Source organism: Streptomyces sp. NPDC033216, assembly GCF_055577115.1.
Genome location: NZ_JBVIQK010000008.1, coordinates 263346 through 290247, shown reverse-complemented (window position 1 = coordinate 290247; position 26902 = coordinate 263346). Strand labels below are relative to the sequence as shown.

24 protein-coding genes and 1 pseudogene are annotated in these 26902 nt (G+C 71.6%); 18 read left to right on the top strand and 7 right to left on the bottom strand.

The features are described 5' to 3' along the window. Positions 1-10 precede the first annotated feature (10 nt). Complete coding sequence (locus ACZ5Y0_RS18180) at positions 11-1648, bottom strand: PucR family transcriptional regulator (RefSeq protein ID WP_469129668.1); 1638 nt, start codon at positions 1646-1648, stop codon at positions 11-13. A gap of 66 nt (positions 1649-1714) precedes the next feature. Next, positions 1715-3517 (bottom strand): glycoside hydrolase family 15 protein, encoded by a 1803-nt coding sequence (locus ACZ5Y0_RS18175; RefSeq protein ID WP_469129667.1) that lies wholly within the window; start codon positions 3515-3517, stop codon positions 1715-1717. Positions 3518-4048: 531 nt separating this feature from the next. On the opposite strand from ACZ5Y0_RS18175, the gene ACZ5Y0_RS18170 reads away from it, so the two are divergent. The 11 genes from ACZ5Y0_RS18170 to ACZ5Y0_RS18120 all read left to right on the top strand — a co-directional run bounded on the left by ACZ5Y0_RS18170 (position 4049) and on the right by ACZ5Y0_RS18120 (position 16790). After that, positions 4049-5716 (top strand): CTP synthase, encoded by a 1668-nt coding sequence (locus ACZ5Y0_RS18170; protein ID WP_469129666.1) that lies wholly within the window; start codon positions 4049-4051, stop codon positions 5714-5716. Positions 5717-5841: 125 nt separating this feature from the next. Continuing rightward, entirely contained in the window at positions 5842-6468 is a 627-nt protein-coding gene (locus tag ACZ5Y0_RS18165) for an NUDIX domain-containing protein (RefSeq protein WP_469129665.1), read from the top strand. Between the two features lie 174 nt (positions 6469-6642). Next, positions 6643-8700 carry a tetratricopeptide repeat protein gene (locus ACZ5Y0_RS18160; protein WP_469129664.1) on the top strand — a complete coding sequence of 686 codons (2058 nt, stop codon included), beginning with the start codon at positions 6643-6645 and terminating at the stop codon, positions 8698-8700. A 135-nt stretch (positions 8701-8835) separates the two neighbouring features. Further along, entirely contained in the window at positions 8836-9960 is a 1125-nt protein-coding gene (gene ald / locus ACZ5Y0_RS18155) for an alanine dehydrogenase (protein WP_469129663.1), read from the top strand. Between the two features lie 401 nt (positions 9961-10361). Beyond that, positions 10362-11498, top strand: coding sequence for a ParA family protein (locus tag ACZ5Y0_RS18150; protein WP_469129662.1), 1137 nt, complete (start codon positions 10362-10364; stop codon positions 11496-11498). Further along, the gene (locus ACZ5Y0_RS18145) at positions 11483-12046 is read left to right on the top strand and encodes a hypothetical protein (protein WP_469129661.1); all 564 of its coding nucleotides are present in this window, start codon (positions 11483-11485) and stop codon (positions 12044-12046) included. The genes ACZ5Y0_RS18150 and ACZ5Y0_RS18145 overlap by 16 nt, the downstream gene beginning before the upstream one ends. A gap of 18 nt (positions 12047-12064) precedes the next feature. Further along, on the top strand, positions 12065-13153 hold the full coding sequence (locus tag ACZ5Y0_RS18140) for a segregation/condensation protein A (RefSeq protein WP_469129660.1): 1089 nt from the start codon (positions 12065-12067) through the stop codon (positions 13151-13153). Next, a complete protein-coding gene (gene scpB / locus ACZ5Y0_RS18135; RefSeq protein ID WP_469129659.1) occupies positions 13150-13824 on the top strand; it encodes an SMC-Scp complex subunit ScpB in 675 nt (224 codons plus the stop codon). Before ACZ5Y0_RS18140 ends, scpB begins: the two co-directional genes overlap by 4 nt. Further along, positions 13824-14942: a pseudouridine synthase gene (locus ACZ5Y0_RS18130; RefSeq protein WP_469129658.1), complete on the top strand. Its 1119-nt coding sequence runs from the start codon at positions 13824-13826 to the stop codon at positions 14940-14942. Before scpB ends, ACZ5Y0_RS18130 begins: the two co-directional genes overlap by 1 nt. Positions 14943-15048: 106 nt before the next feature. Continuing rightward, entirely contained in the window at positions 15049-15771 is a 723-nt protein-coding gene (locus ACZ5Y0_RS18125; RefSeq protein ID WP_469129657.1) for an NUDIX hydrolase, read from the top strand. Beyond that, entirely contained in the window at positions 15768-16790 is a 1023-nt protein-coding gene (locus ACZ5Y0_RS18120; RefSeq protein WP_469129656.1) for an ADP-ribosylglycohydrolase family protein, read from the top strand. Before ACZ5Y0_RS18125 ends, ACZ5Y0_RS18120 begins: the two co-directional genes overlap by 4 nt. A gap of 6 nt (positions 16791-16796) precedes the next feature. On the opposite strand, the gene ACZ5Y0_RS18115 is transcribed toward ACZ5Y0_RS18120, so the two are convergent. Then, positions 16797-17204: a Rieske (2Fe-2S) protein gene (locus tag ACZ5Y0_RS18115; RefSeq protein WP_469129655.1), complete on the bottom strand. Its 408-nt coding sequence runs from the start codon at positions 17202-17204 to the stop codon at positions 16797-16799. A gap of 199 nt (positions 17205-17403) precedes the next feature. Here ACZ5Y0_RS18115 and aroH point away from each other — a divergent pair, with 199 nt between their 5' ends. The 5 genes from aroH to der all read left to right on the top strand — a co-directional run bounded on the left by aroH (position 17404) and on the right by der (position 22191). Further along, complete coding sequence (gene aroH, locus ACZ5Y0_RS18110) at positions 17404-17766, top strand: chorismate mutase (RefSeq protein WP_469129654.1); 363 nt, start codon at positions 17404-17406, stop codon at positions 17764-17766. Continuing rightward, positions 17763-18848 (top strand): prephenate dehydrogenase, encoded by a 1086-nt coding sequence (locus ACZ5Y0_RS18105; RefSeq protein ID WP_469129653.1) that lies wholly within the window; start codon positions 17763-17765, stop codon positions 18846-18848. The genes aroH and ACZ5Y0_RS18105 overlap by 4 nt, the downstream gene beginning before the upstream one ends. A gap of 366 nt (positions 18849-19214) precedes the next feature. After that, positions 19215-19901, top strand: coding sequence for a (d)CMP kinase (gene cmk / locus ACZ5Y0_RS18100; protein WP_469129652.1), 687 nt, complete (start codon positions 19215-19217; stop codon positions 19899-19901). Further along, positions 19898-20560 (top strand): lysophospholipid acyltransferase family protein, encoded by a 663-nt coding sequence (locus ACZ5Y0_RS18095; RefSeq protein ID WP_469129651.1) that lies wholly within the window; start codon positions 19898-19900, stop codon positions 20558-20560. The genes cmk and ACZ5Y0_RS18095 overlap by 4 nt, the downstream gene beginning before the upstream one ends. Positions 20561-20712: 152 nt before the next feature. After that, positions 20713-22191: a ribosome biogenesis GTPase Der gene (gene der / locus ACZ5Y0_RS18090; RefSeq protein ID WP_469129650.1), complete on the top strand. Its 1479-nt coding sequence runs from the start codon at positions 20713-20715 to the stop codon at positions 22189-22191. A gap of 54 nt (positions 22192-22245) precedes the next feature. Here the strand turns inward: der and ACZ5Y0_RS18085 are convergent, their stop codons facing one another. Together ACZ5Y0_RS18085 and ACZ5Y0_RS18080 are read right to left on the bottom strand one after the other, a co-directional pair. Next, positions 22246-22695, bottom strand: a complete 450-nt coding sequence (locus tag ACZ5Y0_RS18085) for a hypothetical protein (protein ID WP_469129649.1) — start codon at positions 22693-22695, stop codon at positions 22246-22248. Positions 22696-22786: 91 nt separating this feature from the next. After that, complete coding sequence (locus ACZ5Y0_RS18080; RefSeq protein WP_469129648.1) at positions 22787-23569, bottom strand: hypothetical protein; 783 nt, start codon at positions 23567-23569, stop codon at positions 22787-22789. 509 nt (positions 23570-24078) lie between these two features. On the opposite strand from ACZ5Y0_RS18080, the gene ACZ5Y0_RS18075 reads away from it, so the two are divergent. Then, entirely contained in the window at positions 24079-24795 is a 717-nt protein-coding gene (locus ACZ5Y0_RS18075) for a transglycosylase family protein (RefSeq protein WP_469129647.1), read from the top strand. Positions 24796-24856: 61 nt separating this feature from the next. On the opposite strand, the pseudogene ACZ5Y0_RS18070 reads toward ACZ5Y0_RS18075, so the two are convergent. Beyond that, positions 24857-25206 (bottom strand): annotated as a pseudogene (locus ACZ5Y0_RS18070) (aa3-type cytochrome oxidase subunit I); the annotation flags it as partial. A 402-nt stretch (positions 25207-25608) separates the two neighbouring features. Between ACZ5Y0_RS18070 and ACZ5Y0_RS18065 the strand changes: the two are divergent. Further along, the gene (locus ACZ5Y0_RS18065) at positions 25609-25824 is read left to right on the top strand and encodes an I78 family peptidase inhibitor (protein WP_469129646.1); all 216 of its coding nucleotides are present in this window, start codon (positions 25609-25611) and stop codon (positions 25822-25824) included. Between the two features lie 48 nt (positions 25825-25872). Here the strand turns inward: ACZ5Y0_RS18065 and ACZ5Y0_RS18060 are convergent, their stop codons facing one another. Further along, a complete protein-coding gene (locus ACZ5Y0_RS18060) occupies positions 25873-26898 on the bottom strand; it encodes a phosphatase PAP2 family protein (protein WP_469129645.1) in 1026 nt (341 codons plus the stop codon). Positions 26899-26902: the final 4 nt, after the last annotated feature.

The following is a 26902-nucleotide window of genomic DNA, read 5'->3' as shown; positions in this document are numbered from 1 at the left end:
CGCGGAAGTGTCACGGGACGAGCCGTCGGGCCCTCAGCGCCAGGCTCAATGCCAGGACCGTCTGCGGGTCGTCGAGGTCGGTGCCCAGCAACTCGCTTATCCGGGCGAGGCGGTTGTAGAGCGTCTGCCGGTTGAGGTGCAGTTCGCGGGCCGTCTCCGCCTTGCGGCCCGCGTGGGCCAGGTAGGTCTCCAGGGTGGGCAGCAGAGGCGGCCTGGAGCGGTGGTCGTGGTCGCGGACCGGGCCGATCGCGCGGTCCACGAAGGCCGCCAGGTCGGGATGGTCGCGCAGCCGCCACAGCAGCAGGTCGATGTCGAGCCGGCGGGCGTCGTACCAGGGCCGGTCCGACAGGCCCTGCGCGGCCGTCGCCGTCTCCGCCGCGTGTCTGAGGCCCGCCGAGGCCGCCGCCCAGCCGCCCGCGACGCCGACCACCACGACCGGCGGCTGAGCACCCGGCCGCTGGATCCCGGCCCGCTCCACCCCGGCCCGCAGGGCCGCCGCGACCCGGTCCGCGACCGCCGGCCGCTCCGACTCCGATCGCAGGCCCAGCAGCAACGGCACGCGGCCCTCCACCGGCCGTACACCCAGCAGGACCGGCACCCCCACGGACGCCAGCTCCTCCGCGACCGCCCGCGCCAGCACCGCCCAGCCGCCGCCCGGGGACAGCGTGTCGCCCAGGCGCATGACGACCGGCAGCAACGGGCTGTCACCGGGCTTGAACCCGAGGACGCGCGCCTGCGCCGGAGCGTCCTCCGCCGCGATACGGCCCTCGGCGAGGTCGGTCAGGAAGTCGCCCCGGCCGCGCGCCGCCACCTCCTCCTCCTGGCGGGCCTGCATCAGCACCACGGCCAGGATCCCGGCCGCACGCTCCGCGGCGATCCGGTGCACCGGGGCGAGCGCGCCGCGTACGGGCAGCAGCACGAGCCGGGCGCGCACCGCACCCGCCCCCGGACCACCGCCGGGCACGTCCACCAGCACCGAACCGGCGGGCGCGTCCTTGTGCGGGCCGCGCAGCCCCTCCCACACCTGGAGCGGCTCGGCCCCCTCGGGGCCGGCCCCGGCGGCGTACAGCAGCTGGCCTTCGGTGGTCTCGAGGAACACCGGGTTGCCGCTGAAGTCCGCGAGAATGCCCAGCACCTGAGGGATGCCGCCGCCGCCGAGCAGCGCCCGGGTGCAGCGGCGGTGCACCTCCTCCGCCTGCTGGAGCAGCGCGTAGTGGCCGTTGACGATCTCGGTGTGGATCTCCTCGGTGACGGCCACGAAAGGCACCTCGCGGTGCAGCTGGACCAGCGGCAGACCTGTCGTGCGGGCCGTCTCCACCAGCGCCGCGGGCAGCCGGTCGAAGCGCGGGCCCAGTTCGATCACCAGAGCCGCGATGCCCCGCTCGGCCAGGGTGCGCACGAACGCCCGCTGCTCGGCCGGCCGGGTGCCGAGGCCGTAACCGGTGGTGAGCAGCAGCTCGCCACCCTTGAGCAGGGAGGCGATGTTGGGAACCTCTCCGGCGTGCACCCAGCGCACCGTGCGGCCCAGCCGCTCCGCGCCCGCCAGGATCTCGGGCAGCCCGCTGCGCAGGCCGGGCAGCTCCAGCGCCCGCTGCACGGTGATGCCGGCGCCCCGGCTGTCGAATCGGTGGTCCGCGCGGCTGTCCATGAGGCGGACGCTACCTGCGGACCCGGCCCGGCAGCATCTCCCACCGGGGCCGGGTCCGAAGACGGCTCAGCCGCCGTACGCCCCGGAGGCCGTCAGGCGCAGGGCCGTGTCGATCAGGGGGACGTGACTGAAGGCCTGGGGGAAGTTGCCCACCTGGCGTTGCAGGCGCGGGTCCCACTCCTCCGCCAGCAGCCCGAGGTCGTTGCGCAGGGACAGGAGCTTCTCGAAGAGTTTGCGGGCCTCGTCCACCCGGCCGATCATCGCGAGGTCGTCCGCCATCCAGAACGAGCAGGCCAGGAAGGCGCCCTCGTCGCCGGGCAGGCCGTCGACACCCTCGCTCTCACCCTCGGTCGGGTAGCGCAGGATGAAGCCGTCCGTCGTGGACAGCTCGCGCTGGATCGCCTCGATGGTGCCGATCACGCGCTTGTCGTCCGGCGGCAGGAAGCCCATCTGCGGGATGAGCAGCAGGGACGCGTCCAGCTCCTTCGAGCCGTAGGACTGCGTGAAGGTGTTGCGCTCCTTGTCGTAACCCTTCTCACAGACGTCCCGGTGGATGTCGTCGCGCAGCTCGCGCCAGCGCTCCAGCGGACCGTCCGCGTCACCGGACTCGATCAGCTTGATGGTGCGGTCCACGGCGACCCAGGCCATGACCTTCGAGTGCACGAAGTGGCGGCGCGGTCCGCGCACCTCCCAGATGCCCTCGTCCGGCTCGTCCCAGTGCCGCTCCAGGTAGCGAATCAGTTTGAGCTGGAGCAGCGAGGCGTAGTCGTTGCGGGCCAGCCCGGTCATGTGGCCGAGGTGCAGGGCCTCGGTGACCTCGCCGTACACGTCCAGCTGGAGCTGGTGCGCAGCGCCGTTGCCGACCCGGACCGGGGCGGAGCTCTCGTAGCCGGGCAGCCAGTCCAGCTCCGCCTCGCCCAGCTCACGCTCGCCGGCGATGCCGTACATGATCTGGAGGTTCTCCGGGTCGCCCGCGACCGCGCGCAGCAGCCACTCGCGCCAGGCGCGGGCCTCCTCGCGGTAGCCGGTGCGCAGGAGCGAGGACAGGGTGATGGCCGCGTCGCGCAGCCAGGTGTAGCGGTAGTCCCAGTTGCGGACGCCGCCGATGTCCTCGGGCAGGGAGGTGGTGGGGGCCGCGACGATGCCGCCGGTGGGGGCGTACGTCAGTGCCTTCAGCGTGATCAGCGAGCGGATCACCGCCTCGCGGTAGGGCCCGTGATACGTACAGTGCTCGACCCACTCGCGCCAGAAGTCCTCCGTGGCCTGGAGCGACTGCTCCGGCTCCGGCAGCGCGGGCGGCTCCTTGTGCGAGGGCTCCCACGAGATGGTGAACGCGATCCGGTCACCGGGGGCGACCGTGAAGTCGGCGTACGTCGTCAGCGACTTTCCGTACGTCTCGACCTCCGTGTCGAACCACACGGAGTCGGGGCCCGCGACGGCGACGGTGCGGCCCTCGTGCTTGTGCACCCACGGCACGACCCGGCCGTAGGAGAAGCGCATGCGCAGGGTCGAGCGCATGGGGACGCGGCCGGAGACGCCCTCGACGATCCGGATCAGCTGGGGGGCGCCGTCACGCGGGGGCATGAAATCCGTCACGCGGACCGTGCCGCGCGGGGTGTCCCACTCGGACTCCAGGATCAGCGAGTCACCCCGGTAACCGCGCCGGGCGGCTCGCGGCGGCTCGGCGTCGGAGGCGTGTGCCGGGCCCAGCCGCCAGAAGCCGTGCTCCTCGGTGCCCAGCAGCCCGGCGAAGATCGCGTGGGAGTCGAAGCGGGGCAGGCAGAGCCAGTCCACCGTCCCGTCGCGGCAGACCAGAGCGGCGGTCTGCATGTCTCCGATGAGTGCGTAGTCTTCGATGCGCCCGGCCACGTGTAACTCCAGTCGAACGGCCACGTAGCCCCCATGAGCGGGGGCAGTCGCTTGGTGCGGTCAAGGGGGACGTTGTCATGCGTCGTTGAGCGGTGAAGCAAAGCAGTCGCTCAGCCGTGTTGGCAAAACGCCAATTCTTGCTCAACGAACTGACGAGCTCTCATTGTTCCGGTCGGTACGGGCTGGGGTGTGCCGTCTGGCCGGCCGGGCTCGGCAGCGAGTGCCCGAGCAGGATACGACGCACGTAGATGATCTGCGTGCCGCTCCGGGCAACATGGGTGGGCCGAACGGGTGAGCAGTGGGTGAGGACACGGTAGGGGTGTGCCCGGGGGTGTCGGTCCGTGCGCGGAGCGTGGCCGGAAGCCATCCCCCCGAGGCGCTGATACCCTGGTAGCCCGTGGACCGGTGGGCACGAAACCCCCGAACCGCAGCGACGGCACCCCCGGAGAATTCCGGCACGAACCGCTGGTGAAAGCCTCCGGGAGCCGCACCGCACCCCCAGATCGCGACCACGGGAGCCCCCTCTTGGCCATGCCGCCCGCTGCTTTCCGAAACAGCTCCGCCACGACGACCAAGCACATCTTCGTCACCGGGGGTGTCGCCTCCTCGCTCGGCAAGGGGCTGACCGCCTCCAGCCTCGGCATGCTGCTCAAGGCGCGGGGCCTGCGCGTCGTGATGCAGAAGCTCGACCCGTATCTCAACGTCGACCCCGGCACGATGAACCCCTTCCAGCACGGTGAGGTGTTCGTCACCAACGACGGCGCCGAGACCGACCTGGACATCGGTCACTACGAGCGCTTCCTCGACCGCGACCTCGACGGCTCCGCCAACGTCACCACCGGCCAGATCTACTCCACCGTGATCGCCAAGGAGCGCCGCGGCGAGTACCTGGGCGACACCGTGCAGGTCATCCCGCACATCACCAACGAGATCAAGCACCGCATCCGGCGCATGGCGACGGACGAGGTGGACGTGGTGATCACCGAGGTCGGCGGCACGGTCGGCGACATCGAGTCGCTGCCGTTCCTGGAGACCGTCCGCCAGGTCCGCCACGAAGTCGGCCGGGACAACGTCTTCGTCGTTCACATCTCGCTCCTGCCCTACATCGGTCCCTCGGGCGAGCTGAAGACCAAGCCCACCCAGCACTCCGTGGCCGCCCTGCGCAACATCGGCATCCAGCCGGACGCGATCGTGCTGCGCTGCGACCGCGAGGTCCCCACCGCGATCAAGCGGAAGATCTCGCTGATGTGCGACGTCGACGAGGCCGCCGTCGTCGCCTGCCCCGACGCCCGCTCGATCTACGACATCCCGAAGACCGTGCACGGCGAGGGCCTGGACGCCTATGTCGTCCGCAAGCTGGACCTGCCCTTCCGTGACGTGGACTGGACGACCTGGGACGACCTGCTCGACCGCGTCCACAACCCCGACCACGAGATCACCCTCGCCCTGGTCGGCAAGTACATCGACCTGCCCGACGCCTATCTGTCGGTCACCGAGGCGCTGCGCGCCGGCGGCTTCGCCAACAAGGCCCGCGTGAAGATCAAGTGGGTCACCTCGGACGACTGCAAGACCCCGGCCGGCGCCGCGGCGCAGCTCGGCGACGTCGACGGCATCTGCATCCCCGGCGGCTTCGGCGAGCGCGGCGTGAACGGCAAGGTCGGCGCCATCCGCTACGCCCGCGAGAACAAGGTGCCGCTGCTCGGCCTCTGCCTCGGCCTCCAGTGCATCGTGATCGAGGCCGCGCGCAACCTGGCCGACATCTCCGACGCCAACTCCACCGAGTTCGACCCCGCCACCGGGCACCCGGTCATCTCCACCATGGCCGAGCAGATGGACATCGTCGCCGGTGAGGGTGACATGGGTGGCACCATGCGGCTCGGCATGTACCCGGCGAAACTGGCCGAGGGTTCGATCGTGCGCGAGGTCTACGACGACAAGGAGTACGTCGAGGAGCGGCACCGTCACCGCTACGAGGTCAACAACGCCTACCGCGGGGAGCTGGAGAAGAGGGCGGGAATCCTGTTCTCCGGCACCTCGCCGGACGGCAAGCTCGTGGAGTACGTGGAGTACCCGCGCGACGTCCACCCGTACCTGGTCGCCACGCAGGCCCACCCCGAGCTGCGCTCGAGGCCGACGCGTCCGCACCCGCTGTTCGCCGGGCTGGTGAAGGCCGCGGTGGAGCGGAAGACTTCGAAGTAACACACCAGTTGTACGGTGGCCGGGGTGCATCCCTTCAAAGGTGAGCACCCCGGCCTCTTTTTGTCGGTTCGGTTTGGCCGGTTTTCCTCTGGCCGGATTCCTTTTGTACGTGTGGAGGACAGGGCATGACGATCAAGGACACCGCGCAGGCGTGGGAGATCCGGGCGACGGAGACCCCCTTCGTGGGGAAGAAGACCTCCGTCCGCACGGACGAGGTGGTCATGCCCGACGGCTCCGTCGTCCGCCGTGACTACCAGGTCCACCCCGGCTCCGTGGCCGTCCTCGCCCTCGACGACGAGGACCGTGTCCTGCTGATCAAGCAGTACCGCCACCCCGTGCGCCAGAAGCTGTGGGAGATCCCGGCCGGCCTGCTCGACGTGCCCGGCGAGAACCCGCTGCACGCCGCCCAGCGCGAGCTGTACGAGGAAGCGCACGTCAAGGCCGAGGACTGGCGCGTGCTGACCGACGTCTACACCACTCCCGGCGGCTGCGACGAGGCCGTACGCGTCTTCCTGGCCCGCGGTCTCTCCGAGGCCGAGGGAGCGCGCTTCGAGGTCGAGGACGAGGAGGCCGACATGGAACACGCGCGCGTGCCGGTCGACGAACTCGTCCGGGGAGTGCTCGCGGGCGAACTGCACAACAACTGCCTCGTCGTGGGCGTCCTCGCGCTGGTCGCCGCCCGGAGCGGCGAGGGGCTCGACGCGCTGCGTCCGCCGCAGGCGCCGTGGCCGGCCCGCCCCTTCGAGGCGTGACCCCGCCGGCAGACCCGCGCGCGGGCATGCGCGATGTGACGATCGGCTGATCCGAACGGGGGACGCCACCGCCGCGCTCCTCCCGGAACGTCGCAGAGCGTGAACTAGGCTCTGGAAACGCCCGATCCGGAGTCCCGGCGGGCTTGCGCGTGCGGTGGGACGGGAGTGTGGCCCGTGACGGATCAGGCAGTGGACACAGGCGGCGTGCAGCTGTCCGGACACGCTGCGACGAAGGGCCATTTCCTGGGCCGTACCCGGGAGTTGAAGGAACTGCGCGCCGACATCGAACGCACGGGACTGGACACCCTCTCGGGGAAGAAGGCGCCCCGCGCGCGCGTGCTCCTCATCGCCGGACGGCCCGGTTCCGGCCGTACCGCACTGGCCGAGGAGTTCGTCCGGCAGGTCGCCGAGCGTTACCGGGACGGCGTGCTGCGCGTCCGGCTCGGCGAACCCGACGGCACGCCCGTTCCCGTCGAACGCGCGGCCCGCGAACTGCTCACCGCGCTCGGCCGGCCGGTCCCGGCCGGCGCCGGTGAGGAGGAGCTTTCGGCCACTCTGCGCGAGGCCCTCGCCGAGCGTCGCACGCTGCTCCTGCTCGACGACGCGGCCGGCGCCGACCAGGTCGACGCGCTTCTTCCGGACACCCCCGATTGCCTGGTCGTCGCCGTCTCGGCGGGCCCGCTCACCGGGATCTCCGACGTGCGGCCCTGCACCCTGGGCGGACTCGACACCAAGTCCGCCCTCGACCTGCTCACCCGCCTCACCGGCTCGGTCCGCATCACCGTCGACCCGCGTGCCGCCGAGGGCCTCGTCGAGGCCTGCCAGGGACACCCCGCCGCGCTGATCCTCGCGGGCGGCTGGCTCGCCGCCCGGCCCAAGTCCGCGGTCGCCGACCTTGCCAGGCAGCTCCACGCCGAGGGTGACGACGGAACCCCCCTCAGCCGTGTCTTCCGGCTCGTACACGCCACGCTGCCCCCGGCCGCCGCACGGATACTGCGACTGCTCTGCCTGGCCCCGGCCGGCCTCGTCGACCCGCACACCGCCTCCGCGCTCGCCGGCTGCTCGATCGGCGCCGCGCGCACCGCCCTGGACGACTTCGTCGCCCTGGGCCTGCTGCGGGCCGTGCCGTCGCCGCTGTCCCAGTACGAGGTTCCCGGCTGTCTCCAGCCCCTGCTGCGGGCGGCCGCCGAGGCCCACGAGCGACCCGCCGAACTCCAACTGGCCCGCGCCCGCCTGCTGGAGCGGACGGTGCGGCTCCTCCAGTCCTGCCGGGCGATCACCGAGACGGACAACCCGCAGGCCCGGGAGAAGCTCCAGGGCCTGCCGCGCGCCCTGCGCTTCGCCACCCCGCGGGCGGCCGCCGACTGGCTGCGCGTCCGCCGGCCCGCGCTGCTCGCCTCCGCCCGCCTCGCGGTCGCCGACGGCGAGCTGGACACCCTGGCCAGGCGACTGATGTCCCAGCTGGTCAGGGCGATGGTCGCGCACTTCGGCACCGAGGGGGCCGCGCCCGACCTGTACGGCGTCCACCAGCTCGTGCTGGACGTGGCCGAGCGCCGCGACCTGCCCCGTGAGAAAGCCGCCGCCCTGCTGAATCTGGCCGACGTGGACGCGCGCACCGGGCGGACGGCGGAGGCCCTGGTGCGCTACCGGGCCGCGCTGGACGCCGGACGCCGGGCGAACGACCCGTACGCGACCGGGCGGGCGATGGAATCCGTAGGCGGCGCGCACCTGGAGCTGGGGGACTACGACCGGGCCGCCGACTGGTTCGGCCGCGCTCTCGCCCAGCGGCTGGCCCGCGACGAGCGCGCGGACGCCGCCCGGTTGTACGGCCGGATCGCCACCGCCCACACCTACGCCGGACGGTACGGAGAGGCGCAAAGGGGCTGGCGGGCCGCGGTCGCCGGGCACCGCAAGGCCGGCGATGTGGCCGCGTCCGCCCGGGCGTTGAGCGAACTGGCTCGGGTGCAGGAGTACGCGGGCCGGCCCGAGGAGTCGCTGCGCACCTGCCAGGAGGCGGTGGAGTGGGCCCGGCGCGCCGACGACGCCCGTCTCCAGGCCGCTCTTCAGCTACGGCTGGCCGACACCCTGGAGCACCTAGGAGACCCCGCGGCCGCCCGTCTGCACCGCGGCGCGGCCGAGCGCATCCTGGGAGATGAGGCCGCAGACCGTGATCCGGAGCCGGAACATGGTGCTAACGCCTGCGAAATCCGCAGTGCACCCGCTGAAGATTGATGCAATGAAAGGCTAGACAGCGGGAACACCTTCATTAGACTGGCTCTGCCGCACGTTCTCCTGCGGTGCATCCCGGTGCGTCCGCTACCTCCGGGTATGCGTTGCTGTTTCCCCACACCCTCTGAGCCAAGGACCGTGATCGACGTGAAGGTCGGCATCCCCCGCGAGGTCAAGAACAACGAGTTCCGGGTGGCCATCACCCCCGCCGGCGTGCACGAGCTGGTGCGTAACGGCCACCAGGTCGTCATCGAGCGCGACGCCGGTGTCGGGTCGTCGATCACGGACGGCGAGTACGTCGCCGCCGGGGCGCGGATCCTGGAGACCGCCGACGAGGTGTGGGCCACCGCCGACCTGCTGCTGAAGGTCAAGGAGCCGGTCGCCGAGGAGTACCACCGCCTCCGCAAGGACCAGACGCTCTTCACCTACCTGCACCTGGCCGCCTCCAAGGAGTGCACCGACGCCCTCGTCGCGTCCGGCACCACCGCCATCGCCTACGAGACCGTCGAGCTGCCGAACCGCGCCCTGCCGCTGCTCGCCCCGATGTCCGAGGTCGCGGGCCGGCTGGCCCCGCAGGTCGGCGCCTACCACCTGATGCGCGCCAACGGCGGCCGTGGCGTCCTGCCCGGCGGCGTCCCCGGCGTCACCCCGGCCAAGGCCGTCGTCATCGGCGGCGGCGTGTCCGGCTGGAACGCCACCCAGATCGCCGTCGGCATGGGCTTCGACGTGACCCTGCTGGACCGCGACATCAACAAGCTGCGCGAGGCCGACAAGATCTTCGGCACCAGGGTCAAGGCCGTGATGTCCAACTCCTTCGAACTGGAGAAGGCCGTCCTCGACGCCGACCTCGTCATCGGTGCCGTGCTCATCCCGGGAGCCAAGGCCCCGAAGCTGGTCACCAACGAGCTGGTGTCCCGGATGAAGCCCGGTAGTGTCCTTGTCGACATCGCCATCGACCAGGGCGGCTGCTTCGAGGACTCCCGCCCGACCACCCACGCCGAGCCGACCTTCCCGGTGCACAACTCGGTCTTCTACTGCGTCGCCAACATGCCGGGCGCGGTGCCCAACACCTCGACCAACGCCCTCACCAACGCCACGCTGCCGTACATCGTCTCGCTCGCCAACAACGGTTGGGTCGAGGCGCTGCGCCGCGACCCCGCGCTGGCCAAGGGACTCAACACCCACGACGGTCAGGTCGTCTACCGCGAGGTCGCCGAGGCACACGGCCTGGCGCACGTCGAGCTGGAGACGCTCCTCGGCTGACGCGCCCGGGCAAGTCACCTTCCCGTAAAGGCGATACGTCAACATGACGCGTCAATCACACACATCCGGCCGGACCTTGCCCGACAAGGTCCGGCCGGATGTGTGTATGGTCACTTTGCGGTTCTCGGTCAACTCGCCTCGAACGTAACCCTTCGACCGATTCGCACACCGGTGAAACCTGCTGTGCGACGGCCGTACGCCCTTGACAGCGGGATGTTTCATTGTCGACACATCGAGTCGGGTCCGGCGGATTGTGTTGCTGCGAGCACCCGACACGCCATAGAGTCGCCAACCGTCGGCATGGTGCCACGCTGACCTTGTCTAGAAGTTTCCTGGTCACCAAGGAGGTAAGACGACTTGTGAATGAGTCGACATTTTCTCCCGGGGGTGGTCAACCAGGAATGCCTACGCGGAGTCAGGGCTCCACGGGGCTCGAGGCTGTCGGCTCCGTCGCTGTCCGAACCTTCGCAGCCCACCAGAGCCAGTCAAGCCCCCACACGGCTCTGTCAGCACACCAGAGCATGGATGGCCATCACGTGAACGCCATGGCCGGCGACGGAAGTGGCGCGCCCCGCAACCACTTCGCCGACTACGACGAACTGCCCGAAGGGCACTTCTACGACCCCGACGCCGAGTACGAGCCCGACCCCGAGTACGCGGCCACACTCGCGCCCGACGCTGCCCGCCAGCGCCGCGAGCGCATCGGCCCGACCGGTCGCCCGCTGCCGTACTTCCCGATCCCGGGACCGCTGACCCAGCACGGTCCCGCGACGATCATCGCGATGTGCAACCAGAAGGGCGGCGTCGGCAAGACCACGTCGACCATCAACCTGGGTGCCGCGCTCGCGGAGTACGGACGCCGGGTACTGCTCGTGGACTTCGACCCGCAGGGCGCGCTGTCGGTCGGTCTGGGCGTCAACCCCATGGAGCTCGACCTCACGGTCTACAACCTGCTCATGGAGCGGGGCATGTCGGCGGACGAGGTGCTCCTGAAGACGGCGGTCCCCAACATGGACCTGCTGCCCAGCAACATCGACCTGTCCGCCGCCGAGGTCCAGCTGGTCTCCGAGGTCGCGCGCGAGTCGACGTTGCAGCGGGCCCTGAAGCCGCTGATGGACGACTACGACTACATCGTGATCGACTGTCAGCCCTCGCTGGGCCTGCTCACCGTCAACGCGCTCACCGCCGCCCACAAGGTGATCGTGCCGCTGGAGTGCGAGTTCTTCGCGCTGCGTGGCGTCGCCCTGCTGACGGAGACCATCGAGAAGGTCCAGGAGCGGCTCAACCCCGAGCTGGAGCTCGACGGGATCCTGGCGACCATGTACGACTCGCGCACGGTACACAGCCGTGAGGTGCTCGCGCGGGTCGTCGAGGCCTTCGACGACCACGTCTACCACACGGTCATCGGGCGCACGGTCCGCTTCCCGGAGACCACGGTCGCCGGTGAGCCGATCACCACGTACGCCTCCAACTCCGTGGGTGCCGCCGCCTACCGCCAGCTCGCCAGGGAGGTGCTCGCCCGGTGTCACGCCGAGTGAGTCTGCCCGGGGCCGACGAACTCTTCCGTACGACAGGGGGAATGGCGCTCCAGCCGTCCGCGGCCCGGCGCCCCGCCAACGGCGAGGCCCGGGTACCCGCTCCCGCGGGGGAGAGCGACGGGAGGACGGCGGCCGGTTCCGAGGACGCGCCGCACGCCGTGCCCGCACAGGGCGGGGACGGCGAGGGCGCCGAACACGCGGCGGCCGGCGCCGAGCAGGGCGGCACCCGGGGCACCGGGGAGCGCTCCGGTCCGCGTCAGGGCCCGCAGGAAGGTTCTGCCGCCCAGGGTGACGCACAGTCGCGCAAGCGCGGACGGGCCTCAGCCCGCCGGCCCAGCGGCCGGGAGCGGCACGACGAGAAGATCACCGTGTACGTGTCCGCCGAGGAACTGATGGACCTGGAGCACGCCCGTCTCGTGCTCCGCGGCGAACACGGGCTGGCGGTCGACCGCGGGCGCATCGTCCGTGAGGCGGTCGCCGTCGTCCTCGCCGACCTCGAGAGCCGTGGGGACGCCAGCATCCTCGTACGACGGCTTCGCGGGCGGTAGCGGTAGCCTGCGGGGGTCATGACCTCGAACGATCCTGCCTCCGGCTCCGGCTCCGGCTCCGGCGCACCAGCCGGCCGTCGGCGCGCGCTGGGGCGCGGACCGGGGGCGGCACCCGCCGAACCGGGGAAGTCCGACGCGGTCGCGCCGGAACCAGCGCCAGTGCCGGCGTCCGCACCGGTACCGGACGCGGCAGAGGAGTCGGCACCAGTACCGGGACCGGTCCCGGAAGCGGTGCCAGTGCCCACGCCGGTCGCTGAGCCCTCCGACCGCACGACGGACAGTGCGCAGGAGATCTCCGACGGTGTCTTCAAGGTGCGACTCGCCAACTTCGAGGGCCCCTTCGACCTGCTGCTCCAGTTGATCTCCCGGCACAAGCTGGACGTCACCGAGGTCGCGCTGTCGAAGGTCACGGACGAGTTCATGGCCCACATCCGGGCGATGGGCCCCGACTGGGACCTGGACCAGACGACCGAGTTCCTCGTCGTCGCCGCGACGCTGCTCGATCTGAAGGCGGCCCGCCTGCTGCCCGCCGCGGAGGTCGAGGACGAGGCCGACCTGGCCCTCTTCGAGGCTCGCGACCTGCTGTTCGCCCGGCTGTTGCAGTACCGCGCCTACAAGCGGATCGCCGACATCCTCCACGGCCGGCTGGAGGTGGAGGCCCGCCGCTATCCGCGGACCGTCGGCCTCGAACCGCACCACGCCGAGCTGCTGCCCGAGGTCGTCATCTCCATCGGCGCGGAGCGCTTCGCGCAGCTCGCGGTCAAGGCGATGCAGCCGAGAGCCGAGCCGCAGGTGTACGTCGACCACATCCACGCCCCGCTGGTCAGCGTGCAGGAACAGGCCGGGATCGTGGTCGCACGGCTGCGGCGGCTCGGCGAGGCCAGCTTCCGCACGCTCGTCGAGGACACCGATGACACACTCACCGTCGTAGCGAGGTTCCTGGCCCTGCTGGAGCTGTACCGGGAGAAGGCCGTCGCCCTCGACCAGGAGACCGCGCTGGGGGAGCTGCTGGTGCGCTGGACCGGTGGGGACGGGGACGACCAGCCCAGGGTCACCGACGAGTTCGACCGGCCGCCGGAGAGGACCGAGGAGGAGAGGAAGCCGTGAGCGAGGAGAGCGTGGAGGCCTCGGCGGCCCCGGCCGGGCCGCCTGCCGTCGCCGGCCTCGACCTCAAGCCCGCCCTGGAGGCGGTGCTGATGGTCGTGGACGAGCCCGCGACCGAGGAGCACCTCGCGAAGATCGTGGAGCGCCCGCGCCGCCAGGTCGCGGACGCGCTACGGGAGCTGTCCGACGACTACACCGTGCAGGGGCGCGGCTTCGAGCTGCGGTTCGTCGCGGGCGGCTGGCGGTTCTACACCCGTGCCGAGTACGCCCCCGCCGTCGAACGGTACGTCCTGGACGGCCAGCAGGCCCGCCTCACCCAGGCCGCGCTGGAGACCCTGGCGGTGGTCGCCTACCGCCAGCCGGTGAGCCGCAGCAGGGTCTCCGCGGTGCGCGGAGTGAACTGCGACGGCGTGATGCGCACCCTCCTCCAGCGCGGTCTGGTCGAGGAGGCGGGCACGGAACCCGAAACAGGTGCGATCCTGTACAGGACGACGAACTACTTCCTGGAGCGGATGGGCCTGCGCGGTCTGGACGAGCTCCCGGAGCTCGCGCCCTTCCTCCCGGAGGCGGAGGCGATCGAGGCCGAGACCCAGGAAGCCGTACCGTCGTTCGATCCGGACGCCCCGGATGCGGACGGCGGTCCCACGACGGACACGACGACGACGGAAATTTGATGCGAAGCAGCGGTAGCGGTAGCGGCAAGAGCGGTGGGCGCGGCAACCCCCGCGGCGCCGGCAACAACAGGGGCCAGAAGCAGGGCCAGGGCCAGAGCCGGGGTCAGGCGCAGGGCCGGGGCGGCCAGGGCCAGGCTCAGGGCCGTCCCAGCAAGCCCCGCCCCGAGGAGCGCCGCTACGACGTGGGCCCCGGCGCGTCTCACGAGGGGCCGAAGGCGGGGCGCGGGGGCGCGGCCCGCGGCGGTGCCAAGGGCGGTCCGAAGAAGCCCCAGCAGCGCGGGCCGTCGGCCCCGGCGACCTCCCGCGAGTACGAGACGCGGGCCGAGGAGCGCAACCGTGAGCGCTACGCGGCCAAGAAGGACATCAAGCTGCCCAAGACCTTCCCGGGCGCCGAGCAGGAGGGCGAGCGGCTCCAGAAGATCCTCGCGCGCGCGGGCTACGGCTCCCGCCGGGCCTGCGAGGAGCTGATCGAGCAGGCGCGCGTCGAGGTCAACGGCGAGATCGTCCTGGAGCAGGGCAAGCGGGTCGACCCGGAGAAGGACGAGGTCAAGGTCGACGGCCTGACCGTGGCGACGCAGTCGTACCAGTTCTTCTCGCTGAACAAGCCCGCCGGTGTCGTCTCGACGATGGAGGACAACGAGGGCCGGCAGTGCCTCGGCGACTACGTCACCAACCGTGAGACCCGTCTCTTCCACGTCGGCCGGCTCGACACCGAGACCGAGGGCGTCATCCTGCTCACCAACCACGGTGAGCTGGCGCACCGGCTGACGCACCCGAAGTACGGCGTGAAGAAGGTCTATCTCGCGCACATCGTCGGCCCGATCCCGCGCGACCTGGGCAAGCGGCTCAAGGACGGCATCCAGCTGGAGGACGGGTACGCGAAGGCGGACCACTTCCGGGTCGTCGAGCAGACCGGCAAGAACTACCTCGTCGAGGTCACCCTCCACGAGGGCCGCAAGCACATCGTGCGCCGGATGCTCGCGGAGGCCGGTTTCCCGGTCGACAAGCTGGTGCGCACGGCCTTCGGCCCGATCACCCTGGGCGACCAGAAGTCGGGCTGGCTGCGCCGGCTGTCCAACACCGAGGTCGGCATGCTGATGAAGGAAGTCGACCTGTAGAGCGCCTTGCGGGAGCGGCCGGTTCCGGATCTCCGGACCGGCCGCTTTCTTGTGCCCGGACACCGGCCAGGTTTATAGTCGCAGAGACCATTAAGGGGGTGAGTGGATGCGCGCCTACGACAAGTACGCCTTCGAACCCTTCGCCGTCACCGTGGACCTCGCCGTCCTCACCCTGCGCGCGGGCGCCCTGCACGTCCTGCTCGTCGAGCGCGGGCAGGAGCCCTACCTCGGCCGCTGGGCGTTGCCCGGCGGGTTCGTGCTGCCGGACGAGTCCGCCGAGACCGCCGCCCGGCGCGAACTCTCCGAGGAGACCGGCCTCACCGACATCTCCGGACTCCACCTGGAGCAGCTGCGCACCTACAGCGAACCCGACCGCGACCCCCGGATGCGGGTCGTCTCCGTCGCCTTCGCCGCACTGCTGCCCGACGCACCCGAACCGCGCGGCGGCGGCGACGCGGCCCGGGCGCGCTGGCTGCCGTACGACGACGCCGAGCCGCTCGCCTTCGACCACGACCGGATCCTGGCCGACGCCCACGAGCGGATCGGCGCCAAGCTCGAGTACACCTGCCTCGCCACCGCCTTCTGCCCGCCCGAGTTCACTCTCGGCGAGCTGCAACAGGTCTACGAGACGATCTGGGGCACCGGCCTGGACCGCCCCAACTTCCGCCGCAAGGTGCTCGCCACCCCCGGCTTCGTCGAGCCCGTCCCCGGCGGTGCCGCACGGCTCACCGGCGGCCGCGGCAAACCGGCCGCCCTCTACCGCGCGGGCACCGCCGCCACGCTCCACCCACCCCTGTTGCGACCGCCTCGGGAAGGACGTACCGCATGACCACCACGACCGTCAGGAAGCGCGCCGCGACGGGGGCCCTGCTGGGCCTCGCGCTGGGGGACGCGCTCGGGTTCCCGACCGAGTTCGACGACGTCCCCTCCATCCTCGCCAAGTGCGGCCCCTGGCGGGAGATGGAGCTGCCCACGCGTGCCCTCGTGTCCGACGACACCCAGATGACGCTGGCCGTCGCGCGCGCCCTGCGCACGGCCATGGACCGCGGGCTGCTCGTGCCGGACCGGCTGGAGGGGCCGCTGCGCCGGGAGTTCGTGGACTGGTACCGGTCACCCGAGAACAACCGGGCTCCCGGTCGCACCTGCCTGACCGCCTGCGACCTGCTCACGGACGACGGACGGCGGTGGCAGGACGCCAGTCGGATCGGCTCCAAGGGCTGCGGTGCCAACATGCGCGTCGCGCCCCTCGGACTCGCCCCCGGCCTCAGCGACGAGCAGCGGGCCGGTGCCGCCCAGCTCCAGTCCGGCCTGACCCACGGCCACCCCACCGCGCTCGCCGCCTCAGACCTCACCGCCCACGCCGTACGGCTGCTCGCGGACGGCGCCGACCCCGCGGGCCTCGTCGGGCTGCTGCGGTCGTACGCCCTCGACAACCGCACCCGCTACCACCACCGCTGGCTCGGCGACCTGTGGACCCGCTCCCAGGACCCGACGCCGGAACACTTCATCGCGCGGGGCTGGGACGACTGCCTCGGCGTCCTGGAGCGGCTCCAGGACGCTCTGCGCACTCCCTCGCCGGAGACCGACCCGTGCCTGGCGACCGGAGAGGGCTGGATCGCCGAAGAGGCGCTGGCCACCGGGCTGCTGTGTTTCCTGCTCTTCCCCGACGCACCGGTCACCGCACTGCGCCGGGCCGCCTGCTCGGCCGGCGACTCCGACTCCATCGCCTGCCTGGCCGGCGCCTTCGCGGGCGCGTACGCCGGTGCCGACGCCTGGCCGGCGCAGTGGACGGACCGGATCGAGCACGAGAGCGAGCTGGTCACCCTGGGGGCGCTGTGGGACCACTGATCCCGATCACGCCAGCGTGATGGCGTCCCCCTTGACCGTGATCTTCTCCGCGGGCAGCGGCTCGGTCGCCGGGCCGCGCGCCACCGCGCCGTCGGCGATGCCGAAGCTGCTCTTGTGGCAGGCGCAGTTGATGGTGCCGTCGGCGACGGTCGCGACGACGCAGCCCTGATGGGTGCAGACCGCCGAGAACGCCTTGAAGTCGCCCCGCGTCGGCTGCGTGACCACGACCTTCTCGGCCGGGAAGATCCTGCCGCCGCCGACCGGGATGTCGGCCGTGTTCGCCAGTTCCCGGCCGGCGGCGGCGGTGGCCGGACCGGGCGGGTCGCCGTCGGCGTCCTGATCGCCACAGCCGACGGCGAGCGCCGCCGCGCCCGTCGCGAGGAGAACCGTCCGGCGCGAGGCGGGGAGGGTCATGTGGTCACTCCCGGGAGTGCGGAGGAAGCGAAGGGCGGAAACTCGAGAACAGAGTGACACAGCACACGCGACCCGCGCCCAGGGACGCCGTGCGCGTGCCGCACGCGTCTCAGCGGGCGGGCGCCGTGCTCCGGGCCGGTCCCTGCTGACTACGCTGGATGACGAAGAGTGGTCACCTACGTGAGCGAGGAGCAGTGCCGTGGCGGTACGAGCGGTCCGGGGGGCCGTCCAACTGGACAAGGACGAGGCCCGGCACATGGACGAGCGCGTCGGGGCCCTGCTCACCGCCGTCATGGAGCGGAACTCCCTCAGCGCCGACGACCTGATCAGCATCTGGTTCACGGCCACACCCGACCTGCACAGCGACTTCCCGGCAGCCGCCGCGCGCAAGCTGGGCATCGTCGACGTGCCGCTGATCTGCGCCCAGGAACTCGACATCCAGGGCGCCATGCCGAGGATCGTGCGCGTCCTCGCCCACATCGAGTCGGACAGGCCCCGCTCGGAGATCGACCACGTCTACCTCGGCGCCGCGGCCGCCCTGCGCAAGGACATCGCCCAGTGAGAACGGCGCTCGTCATCGGAACCGGACTCATCGGTACGTCCGCGGCCCTCGCCCTCACCCAACGTGGCGTCGCCGTCCACCTGGAGGACCACGACCCCGAGCAGGCCCGTACGGCCGCCGCGCTCGGCGCCGGCACCGACGACGCCCCCCAGGGCCCGGTCGACGTCGCCATCGTCGCCGCCCCGCCCGCCCACGTGGCCGCCGTGCTCGCCGACGCCATGCGACGGGGCGTGGCCCGCGGCTACCTCGACGTCGCCAGCGTCAAGGGCGGACCGCGCCGGGAGCTGGAGGCGCTCGGCCTCGACCTGTCGGCCTATCTCGGCACCCACCCCATGTCCGGCCGCGAGAAGTCCGGCCCGCTGGCCGCGACCGCCGACCTCTTCGAGGGCCGCCCCTGGGTGCTGACGCCCACCCGCGACACCGACACCGAGGTGCTCAACCTCGCCCTGGAACTGGTCTCGCACTGCCGCGCCGTCCCCGTCGTCATGGACGCCGACGCCCACGACCGGGCCGTGGCGCTCGTCTCCCACATGCCCCACCTGGTGTCCAGCATGGTCGCCGCACGCCTGGAGAGCGCCGACGAGGCCGCCGTACGGCTGTGCGGGCAGGGCATCCGGGACGTCACCAGGATCGCCGCCTCCGACCCCCGGATGTGGATCGACATCCTCTCCGCGAACCCCGGTCCGGTCGCCGACCTGCTCGGGGACGTCGCCACCGACCTCGGCGAGACGGTGCAGGCGCTGCGGGCCCTCCAGTCCTCCGACGAGGACAAGCGGCGTGAGGGCGCCGACGGCATCGAGGACGTCCTGCGGCGGGGCAACGCGGGCCAGGTCCGGGTCCCCGGCAAGCACGGGTCCGCTCCGCGGGTCTACGAGGTCGTGGCGGTGCTCATCGACGACCAGCCGGGGCAGCTCGCCCGCATCTTCGCCGACGCCGGTCGGGCGGGGGTCAACATCGAGGACGTACGCATCGAGCACGCGACGGGGCAGCAGGCGGGTCTGGTGCAGCTGATGGTCGAGCCGAAGTCCGCGGGGGCGTTGTCGTCGGCGTTGCGGGAGCGAGGGTGGGCTCTCCGGCAGTAGGCACCCGGCGCCGGTGCGACCGTCCCCGGGGGCTGCCGCCCCCGACCCCCGCTCCCGGCCCTGAACGGGCCTCGTCCTCGATCGCCGGACGGCCTGGATGATGCTGCCCGGCCCGAGAGGCGAGGCCGGGGTGCGGCGCGGGCCGACCGGTGTCGATCGGTGGGGTCGGGCAGGGAGGGCCGGGCCGGTGTCGACGGGTGAGGTCGGGCAGGGGCCTAGGGTGGTGTCGGGCGGTGGGGTCGGGCAGGGGGCCCTGGCCGGTGCCGAGAAGCCGCGGCCGGACGAGTGACCCGTGCCCGGTAACCTTGTGCGGGGCACACTCGCGCCCCGTGCACCCACCGCCTCGCACCAGGAAGGTGTCCTCCCGTGGAAAACGGCGTCGCCCAGCCCGTGATTGTCGCCATCGACGGTCCCTCCGGCACGGGCAAGTCGAGCACCTCCAGGGCCGTGGCCGCCCAGCTCGGGCTGAGCTACCTGGACACCGGTGCCCAGTACCGGGCGATCACGTGGTGGATGGTCAGCAACGGGATAGACATCGAGGACCCCACGGCGATCGCCGCCGTCGCCGGCAAGCCCGAGATCGTCTCCGGCACCGACCCGGCCAACCCGACGATCATGGTCGACGGCACCGATGTGGCCGGCCCGATCCGCACCCAGGAGGTCACCTCCAAGGTCAGCGCGGTGAGCGCCGTCCCCGAGGTGCGGGCGCGGATCACCGAGCTTCAGCGGTCGCTGGCCGCCGCCGCCGAGCAGGGCATCGTCGTCGAGGGACGTGACATCGGGACGACCGTGCTGCCCGACGCCGACCTGAAGATCTTCCTCACCGCCTCGCCCGAGGCCCGCGCCGCCCGTCGCAGCGGTGAGCTGAAGGGTGCCGACGTGCACAGCACCCGCGAGGCGCTGATCAAGCGGGACGCCGCCGACTCCTCCCGCAAGACCTCTCCGCTCGCCAAGGCGGACGACGCCGTCGAGGTCGACACCACCGAGCTGACGCTGGCCCAGGTCATCGAGTGCGTGGTCACCCTCGTCGGGGAGAAGCGGGCGGCCGAGTGAGCGAGCTGCCCTCGGAGAGGGGTGCGGAGGTCGGGCGGCGCATCGGCGTCGGTCTGATGTACGGGCTGTGGAAGCCGCGGGTGCTGGGCGCCTGGAAGGTTCCGGCGACCGGTCCGGTGATCTTCGCCGTCAACCACTCCCACAACATCGACGGGCCGATGGTCATGGGGGTGGCGCCCCGGCCGACGCACTTCCTGATCAAGAAGGAAGCGTTCATCGGTCCCCTCGACCCGTTCCTGACCGGCATCGGGCAGCTCAAGGTCGACCGGGACACCACCGACCGCAAGGCCATCACCCGTGCGCTGGGCGTGCTGGAGGCGGGCGGTGTCCTCGGGATCTTCCCGGAGGGCACGCGGGGCGAGGGCGACTTCGCCTCCCTGCGCGCGGGGCTCGCCTACTTCGCGGTGCGCAGCGGGGCGGCGATCGTCCCCGTGGCCGTACTGGGAAGCACCGAGCGGCGCGGACGGTTGTTCAAGGCGCTGCCCCCGCTGCGCTCCCGCGTCGACGTCGTCTTCGGCGACCCGTTCGAGGCGGGCGACGGCAGCGGGCGACGTACGCGGACGGCGCTGGACGAGGCCACCGAGCGCATCCAGAAGCAACTGGCCGCCCACCTGGCCCACGCCAGACGGCTCACCGGCCGGCTGACGGACCAGGGATAGCGGCACCCGACGGACACAAGCACAGACGGACAGAAGCACAACGAAAACGCCGGGCGTCCGGACGGGCACTGGGCGACACTGAGTAGTGGATCAAACCGCCGAAAACGGGTGCTCCACCGATCACCACGAATGAACGCAGAGGTACGGACTTCATGAACGACCACATCCAGCCCGACGGCTCGGACTCCTTCGAGCACGATCACGGGGCGCTCGGTGACGCCGAGTACGCGGAGTTCATGGAGCTCGCCGCGGTCGAGGGCTTCGACGCCGAGGACGTCGAGGGGGCGATCGAGGCCGCCGGGCACGGGCCGCTGCCGGTCCTCGCCGTCGTCGGCCGTCCGAACGTCGGCAAGTCGACACTCGTCAACCGGATCATCGGGCGGCGCGAGGCGGTCGTCGAGGACAAGCCCGGCGTCACCCGCGACCGGGTCACCTACGAGGCCGAGTGGGCGGGCCGCCGCTTCAAGGTCGTCGACACCGGCGGCTGGGAGCAGGACGTCCTCGGTATCGACGCCTCCGTGGCGGCGCAGGCCGAGTACGCGATCGAGGCCGCCGACGCCGTCGTGTTCGTCGTCGACGCCAAGGTCGGCGCCACCGACACCGACGAGGCGGTCGTACGACTGCTGCGCAAGGCCGGCAAGCCCGTCGTGCTCGCCGCCAACAAGGTGGACGGCCAGAGCGGCGAGGCGGACGCGGCCTACCTGTGGGCCCTGGGCCTCGGCGAGCCGCACCCCGTCTCCGCGCTGCACGGCCGCGGGACCGGCGACATGCTGGACGCCGTCCTGGAGGCGCTGCCGGAGGCGCCCGCGCAGACCTTCGGCACGGCGGTCGGGGGCCCGCGCCGCATCGCCCTGATCGGCCGCCCGAACGTCGGCAAGTCCTCGCTGCTGAACAAGGTGGCCGGCGAGGAGCGCGTCGTCGTCAACGAGATCGCCGGCACCACCCGTGACCCGGTCGACGAGCTGATCGAACTCGGCGGCATCACCTGGAAGTTCGTCGACACGGCCGGTATCCGCAAGCGGGTCCACCTCCAGCAGGGCGCCGACTACTACGCCTCGCTGCGCACCGCGGCCGCGGTGGAGAAGGCCGAGGTGGCGGTCATCCTGATCGACGCCTCCGAGTCGATCTCCGTGCAGGACCAGCGGATCGTCACCATGGCGGTGGAGGCGGGCCGCGCGATCGTCCTCGCCTTCAACAAGTGGGACACCCTCGACGAGGAGCGCCGCTACTACCTGGAGCGGGAGATCGAGACCGAGCTGGCCCAGGTGGCGTGGGCGCCGCGGGTGAACGTCTCGGCGCGCACCGGACGGCACATGGAGAAGCTGGTCCCGGCCATCGAGACGGCCCTGGCCGGCTGGGAGACCCGCGTCCCCACGGGCCGGCTGAACGCCTTCCTCGGCGAGCTGGTCTCGGCCCACCCGCACCCGATCCGGGGCGGCAAGCAGCCCCGCATCCTCTTCGGCACCCAGGCCGGCACCAAGCCGCCGCGGTTCGTGCTGTTCGCCTCCGGCTTCATCGAGGCGGGCTACCGGCGCTTCGTCGAGCGCCGGCTGCGCGAGGAGTTCGGCTTCGACGGCACGCCGATCCACATCTCGGTCCGGGTGCGCGAGAAGCGCGGCAAGAAGAAGTGACCTGACGGCACGGCCGGAGGGCGGCACCCGAGTGGGTGCCGCCCTCCGGCCGTTTCACGCCTGGTGGGTGCCTCGGCCGCTGCGCCGGGGCGCCGGGGGCAGGGCCGCCGGGATGTGGTGCGTCCCGGTGGGCGTGTGCTGCTGGCCGACCGGCCCGAGCGGGCCGACCCGCTGCCACTGCGGTGGCGACTGCGCCTGTGTCTGCGACGGCTGGCCGACCCGTGCGGCCTGCGCGCCCGCACTGTAGGCGCTGTAGGAACTGCTGAACGACCCCGGGCGCGGCACCGTGTACGACCCCGTGCCGTGCGGGATGTTCCCGAAGGCGGTGAACCCCAGGTCGTCCTCGCCGCTGCGGTCACCCGGCAGCGAGCGGAACGACTTGACGTACTCGGCGTAGAGCGCGTCGTAGATCGGCGTGGCCGATGGGCCGCCCTGGGAGTCCTGGGCCGGTCGCGCGGACGGGATCGGGTAGGACTGGCGGCGGGGAACGTCGTAGGTGTGCACGTATGTCCAAACGACGTGTGGGGTCAGGGGATGCGGCCGGTGGCCGGCCTTCGGGGGCGCGGGGTCGGCCCCGCGGGCCCACCCTCCGGCCTCAGGTTCCGGCGAGGGGCAGTGCCGCCCCGACCAGCTTTCCGTTCGCCGCCGCCGTGTCCAGCGCGCCCCGCAGCAGGTCCTCCCTGGGCTGGCGGCCGATCGACCCCACCGGTGCCGCGAACATCAGTACCTGCTGGTGCTTGTTGGCGGCGGTCCGCCAGCCCTCTGTCACCTGCAACGGCTGGTGGGCCTGCCACCAGGCCACCGGCTGACCGCCGTTGACCGAGGGCTGGAGCACCGCGTGCAGCTGACCCATCGCCAGCAGCACGGACCAGCCGTGCTGCACCGGCGGCACCTCGGACAGCTCGGACAGCGGCATGAAGCCCTGCTCGATGAGGAGCGGCAGGAAGTCGTCGCCGGCGTCGGTGGCGCCGGGCCGCACGATGGGCGCGGTGGGCTCGACGACCAGGGCCGGGTGCAATTCCCCGGCGATCAGGACGAGCCCGCTGGTCACGCCGAGTACGGCCTGCTCGGGGACGACCTTCTCGGGTTCCAGGTCGACGGTGTCGCCGCTGATGGAGCGGACGGCGCCCTGGAGCTGCTCCTCGGTGACCTGGACGACCTGCGAGGGCAGGCAGGTGGCGTGGGCGAAGGCGAGGACGGCGGTCTCGTCACCGACGAACAGGACGGTGCTGGTGTACTCGTGCTCGGAGTCGCCCGGGGTGCGGCAGGACGTGCAGTCGTAACTGCCCGGGGTGTTTCCTCCGGCGAGCAGCCGGTCGGCTTCTTCGGCGCCGATCTCGGCGCGTACCTCGTCGCTGACGTCGAGCATGCGCGGCACGGGTGACTCCCTCGGATGCGGTGCGTGGGCGGGCCGGGCGGCTCCCCGGCTCATGCAGAAGACAACGGGCGAGTTGTGGTGGGGGTCACGCTGCACGGCGAAGCGAATCGAACCGGCCTGCGCGCACGGTCACATGACGTCCGGAATGGGCCACTCAACGTCAAGTAACGAGAGCAGTTGGTCGCGTGAGGTGGAACACAGGTCAGCCGGGGCGACGGTCGACAAATTCGGAAATCGAGTGATGAAGTGGGTGTCCGGAATTCGCTGATACTGGCGGTAACACTGAACTGGTCTGCGACGACGACGAGTTCATTGATAACGGGCCGTCGGATTCCCTAGATTGCTCGGCCGTGTGCAGCGAGCACCGCCCGGGTACGTCCGCCGGCCGCGCAGAGTCCGACATCGCGCAGCACCACCGCCGGCGGACGGGGTGGAGTACGACGACCGCGTTCCCGCGCGGCGGCGCGCTCCGCCCAGGGGGAGACCCGGGTCCGTAGAGAGGGATCTACATGTCCGAATGTGCCCATGACACCCGCGTCGACGCTCGCGCCGCCAAGGCGCGCACGACGGCGGTCCTCGCCGGGGCGGCGCTTCTCGCCCCCCTCGGACTGCTGGCCGCCGGCGGCAACGCCGCCGCGGCGGACGCCGGAGTGTGGGACCGCATCGCCCGGTGCGAGAGCGGCGGCAACTGGCACATCAACACCGGCAACGGCTACTACGGCGGACTTCAGTTCTCCGCCTCCACCTGGCGCGCCTACGGCGGCACGGCCTACGCGCCGACCGCCGACCAGGCCACCAGGGAACAGCAGATCGCCGTCGCCACCAAGGTCCAGCGCTCCCAGGGATGGGGCGCGTGGCCGACCTGCTCGTCGCGCGCGGGCGCTCTCGGCACCGCACCCACGGCCGCGAGCGGTTCGGTCGGGAGCGGTGCCTCTCCGAGCGATTCCGACAAGGGCGGATCGGCCACGAACCGGTCGTCGGGGAGGGGCTCCGCCACCGACGGCTCGGCCGTGCACGGCTCCTCGGAGGCTGCCGACGCCGCCGGGCTCAGCTCCCGCGGCACGGCTACCCGCGGTGACGGCGACCACACCGTCCGGGCGGGCGACACGCTCAGCACGATCGCCGCGCGTCACGGAACCACCTGGCAGCGCCTCTACGCCGCGAACAAGGCGGTCATCGGCGGAAACCCCGACCTGATCGTCCCCGGCCTGCGGCTGAACTTCTGACGCGGCCCGGCCCCGTGGCCCGGTCCGGCCTGCCCGCCGCACCGGGCCACGGGCCCCTCGTTCACGAGCCCGCCTGGTGCTTCTTCGGCTCCGGCTGCGGGGTCTGCGCTGCGGATCCGGAATGGCGCAGGTCGAACGCCGGGGACTCCGAGCGGATCCGGGGCAGCGCGGTGAAGTTGTGCCGGGGCGGCGGGCAGGAGGTCGTCCACTCCAGGGAGCGGCCGAAGCCACAGGGGTCGTCGACCTCGACCTTCTCGCCGTACTTGGCGGTCTTCCAGACGTTGTAGAGGAACGGAAGCGTCGACAGGCCGAGCAGGAACGCGCCGTCGTGGAGACGGTGTTGAGGGCGGTGAAGCCGTCCGCGGCCGGATAGTCCGGGTAGCGGCGTGGCATGCCCTCGGCGCCCAGCCAGCTTCTTGTGGTCGATGGTGGTCAGCCAGTCGACGACCACCCGGCCCCGCCGCCCGCTCACGGCTCGCGCCGCCGCGTGCCCGACAGAGGGCGTAGGGAGGTTGTGTGGGGAAGCCGTGTATTTCCTATGAATATCCGGCTTCTTCGGGCGCCTGCGGAATCGAAAGGGAACGGGATCCAGGAACGATTCTCCGGGAGCTTTCCGCCGGGTAATAGAGGGGCTCGGTACGACACACGGAAATGGCGATCGAAAAGGTGCGGGAGGCGTAGGGAACCGCTCGTTCGTGTGACGGATTCGAATCGAAACGCGTGTCGTGATCCTGTGACAGAAGTGTGACCGTAGTGATCCACATCTCCCGTTCGGGGTTCCGGGAACGGCGGCCCCGGCCTAGCGTTGCGGGTATGTCACCGATTCCCACTCCGCCAGCGGAGCCCCAGGACAGTCCGGACGGATATGTCGGCCTCGAAAGCGGCCGGGCCGAGCGGCTCGCCCGTGAGCGGGGGTGGTCGACGGTGCGCTCGCTGGCGCCCGGGACGATCATCACCATGGAGTACCGCGTGGGCCGACTCAACTTCGAGGTGCGCGACGGGCAGGTGACGCGGGCCTGGAAGGGCTGAGGTGCGCGGGGCCGGGGCGGGTGCGTACCGGAAGGCCCCGCGAGCCGGTCAGCCGCCCGTCAGGGGGCGGGCGGCCGGGGTGGTCGAGCCGTGCGGGAGCCGGTCCGCGTGCGGCGGACGGCGGCTCCCGCCCGGGGTGACGGGGGCGCGCTCCGCGCGGGCCGTGTGCGGACCGGGGGCGAGGTAGAGCGGCGCCCTGGACGGACGGGCCGCCGCCTCGCGGGCCGCGAGGGTCTCGTTCTGCTGACCGGCCGTGGTGCGCTGCTTGAGCGGCACAGCCACCGTGACCGGAGCGGGCGCGGGCACCGTACCGGGGCGGCGGTCGCGCAGACGGTCGCGCAGGGTGAAGATCCAGACCTCGGTGCGGGCGATCAGCGGCTCGAACCAGGGCAGTGCCAGCAGGATCAGCAGGCCGGCGGCCCAGCCGAGGACCACGTCGCTCAGCCAGTGCGTACCGAGGTAGACCGTGGCCAGGCCGACGCCGAGCGACGTCACCGCGGAGAGGGCGGACAGCCAGCGGCGGGCTCGTGGGGTGGAGGCCAAATACGCCAGGATTCCCCAGGTCACGACCGCGTTGGCGGTGTGGCCGCTGGGAAATATATCGCCGCCCAGACCCATCTCGTTCGAGCCGATGGCGGTGGCGTAGTGGGGTCCCAGACGGCCCATGCCGATCTTGGCGGCGCCGACCGTGATGTTCAGCAGCAGCAGTGACGTACCGAGCGTGAGCAACGGCCGCAGGGTGTGCTGGCGCCAGGATCTCCAGCCGAGCCAGGCGCAGACCATGACGGCGGTGGGTCCGCGCTGGCCGAGGACGACGTAGTAGTCGACGAACCAGTGGATTTCGGACCACTGCTGGTACGGGCGGAAGAACATGACCTGCCAGTCGAGGCGGACCAGCCATGAGGTGGTCACCACGAGCCAGACGATGGCCAGGTAGAAGGCCAGGGTCGCCGAGAACAGCGCGACCCGGTGCCTGCTCATCTGCGGCACATCGATGTGGGCCGGTCGTTCCGGCTCACGGTCGAGCCTTGCGAACACCCGGTCCAGACGGGTGAGGTTTCGTTCGGTACGCACCCAA

What these genes read in the sequence shown, in the direction of transcription:
- ACZ5Y0_RS18180 (WP_469129668.1), bottom strand. Translation starts at nt 1,648, where the DNA reads ATGGACAGCCGCGCGGACCACCGATTCGACAGCCGGGGCGCCGGCATC.
- ACZ5Y0_RS18170 (WP_469129666.1), top strand. Translation starts at nt 4,049, where the DNA reads ATGCCGCCCGCTGCTTTCCGAAACAGCTCCGCCACGACGACCAAGCAC.
- ACZ5Y0_RS18165 (WP_469129665.1), top strand. Translation starts at nt 5,842, where the DNA reads ATGACGATCAAGGACACCGCGCAGGCGTGGGAGATCCGGGCGACGGAG.
- ACZ5Y0_RS18150 (WP_469129662.1), top strand. Translation starts at nt 10,362, where the DNA reads ATGCCTACGCGGAGTCAGGGCTCCACGGGGCTCGAGGCTGTCGGCTCC.
- ACZ5Y0_RS18140 (WP_469129660.1), top strand. Translation starts at nt 12,065, where the DNA reads ATGACCTCGAACGATCCTGCCTCCGGCTCCGGCTCCGGCTCCGGCGCA.
- ACZ5Y0_RS18130 (WP_469129658.1), top strand. Translation starts at nt 13,824, where the DNA reads ATGCGAAGCAGCGGTAGCGGTAGCGGCAAGAGCGGTGGGCGCGGCAAC.
- ACZ5Y0_RS18125 (WP_469129657.1), top strand. Translation starts at nt 15,049, where the DNA reads ATGCGCGCCTACGACAAGTACGCCTTCGAACCCTTCGCCGTCACCGTG.
- ACZ5Y0_RS18120 (WP_469129656.1), top strand. Translation starts at nt 15,768, where the DNA reads ATGACCACCACGACCGTCAGGAAGCGCGCCGCGACGGGGGCCCTGCTG.
- ACZ5Y0_RS18115 (WP_469129655.1), bottom strand. Translation starts at nt 17,204, where the DNA reads ATGACCCTCCCCGCCTCGCGCCGGACGGTTCTCCTCGCGACGGGCGCG.
- der (WP_469129650.1), top strand. Translation starts at nt 20,713, where the DNA reads ATGAACGACCACATCCAGCCCGACGGCTCGGACTCCTTCGAGCACGAT.
- ACZ5Y0_RS18075 (WP_469129647.1), top strand. Translation starts at nt 24,079, where the DNA reads ATGTCCGAATGTGCCCATGACACCCGCGTCGACGCTCGCGCCGCCAAG.
- ACZ5Y0_RS18065 (WP_469129646.1), top strand. Translation starts at nt 25,609, where the DNA reads ATGTCACCGATTCCCACTCCGCCAGCGGAGCCCCAGGACAGTCCGGAC.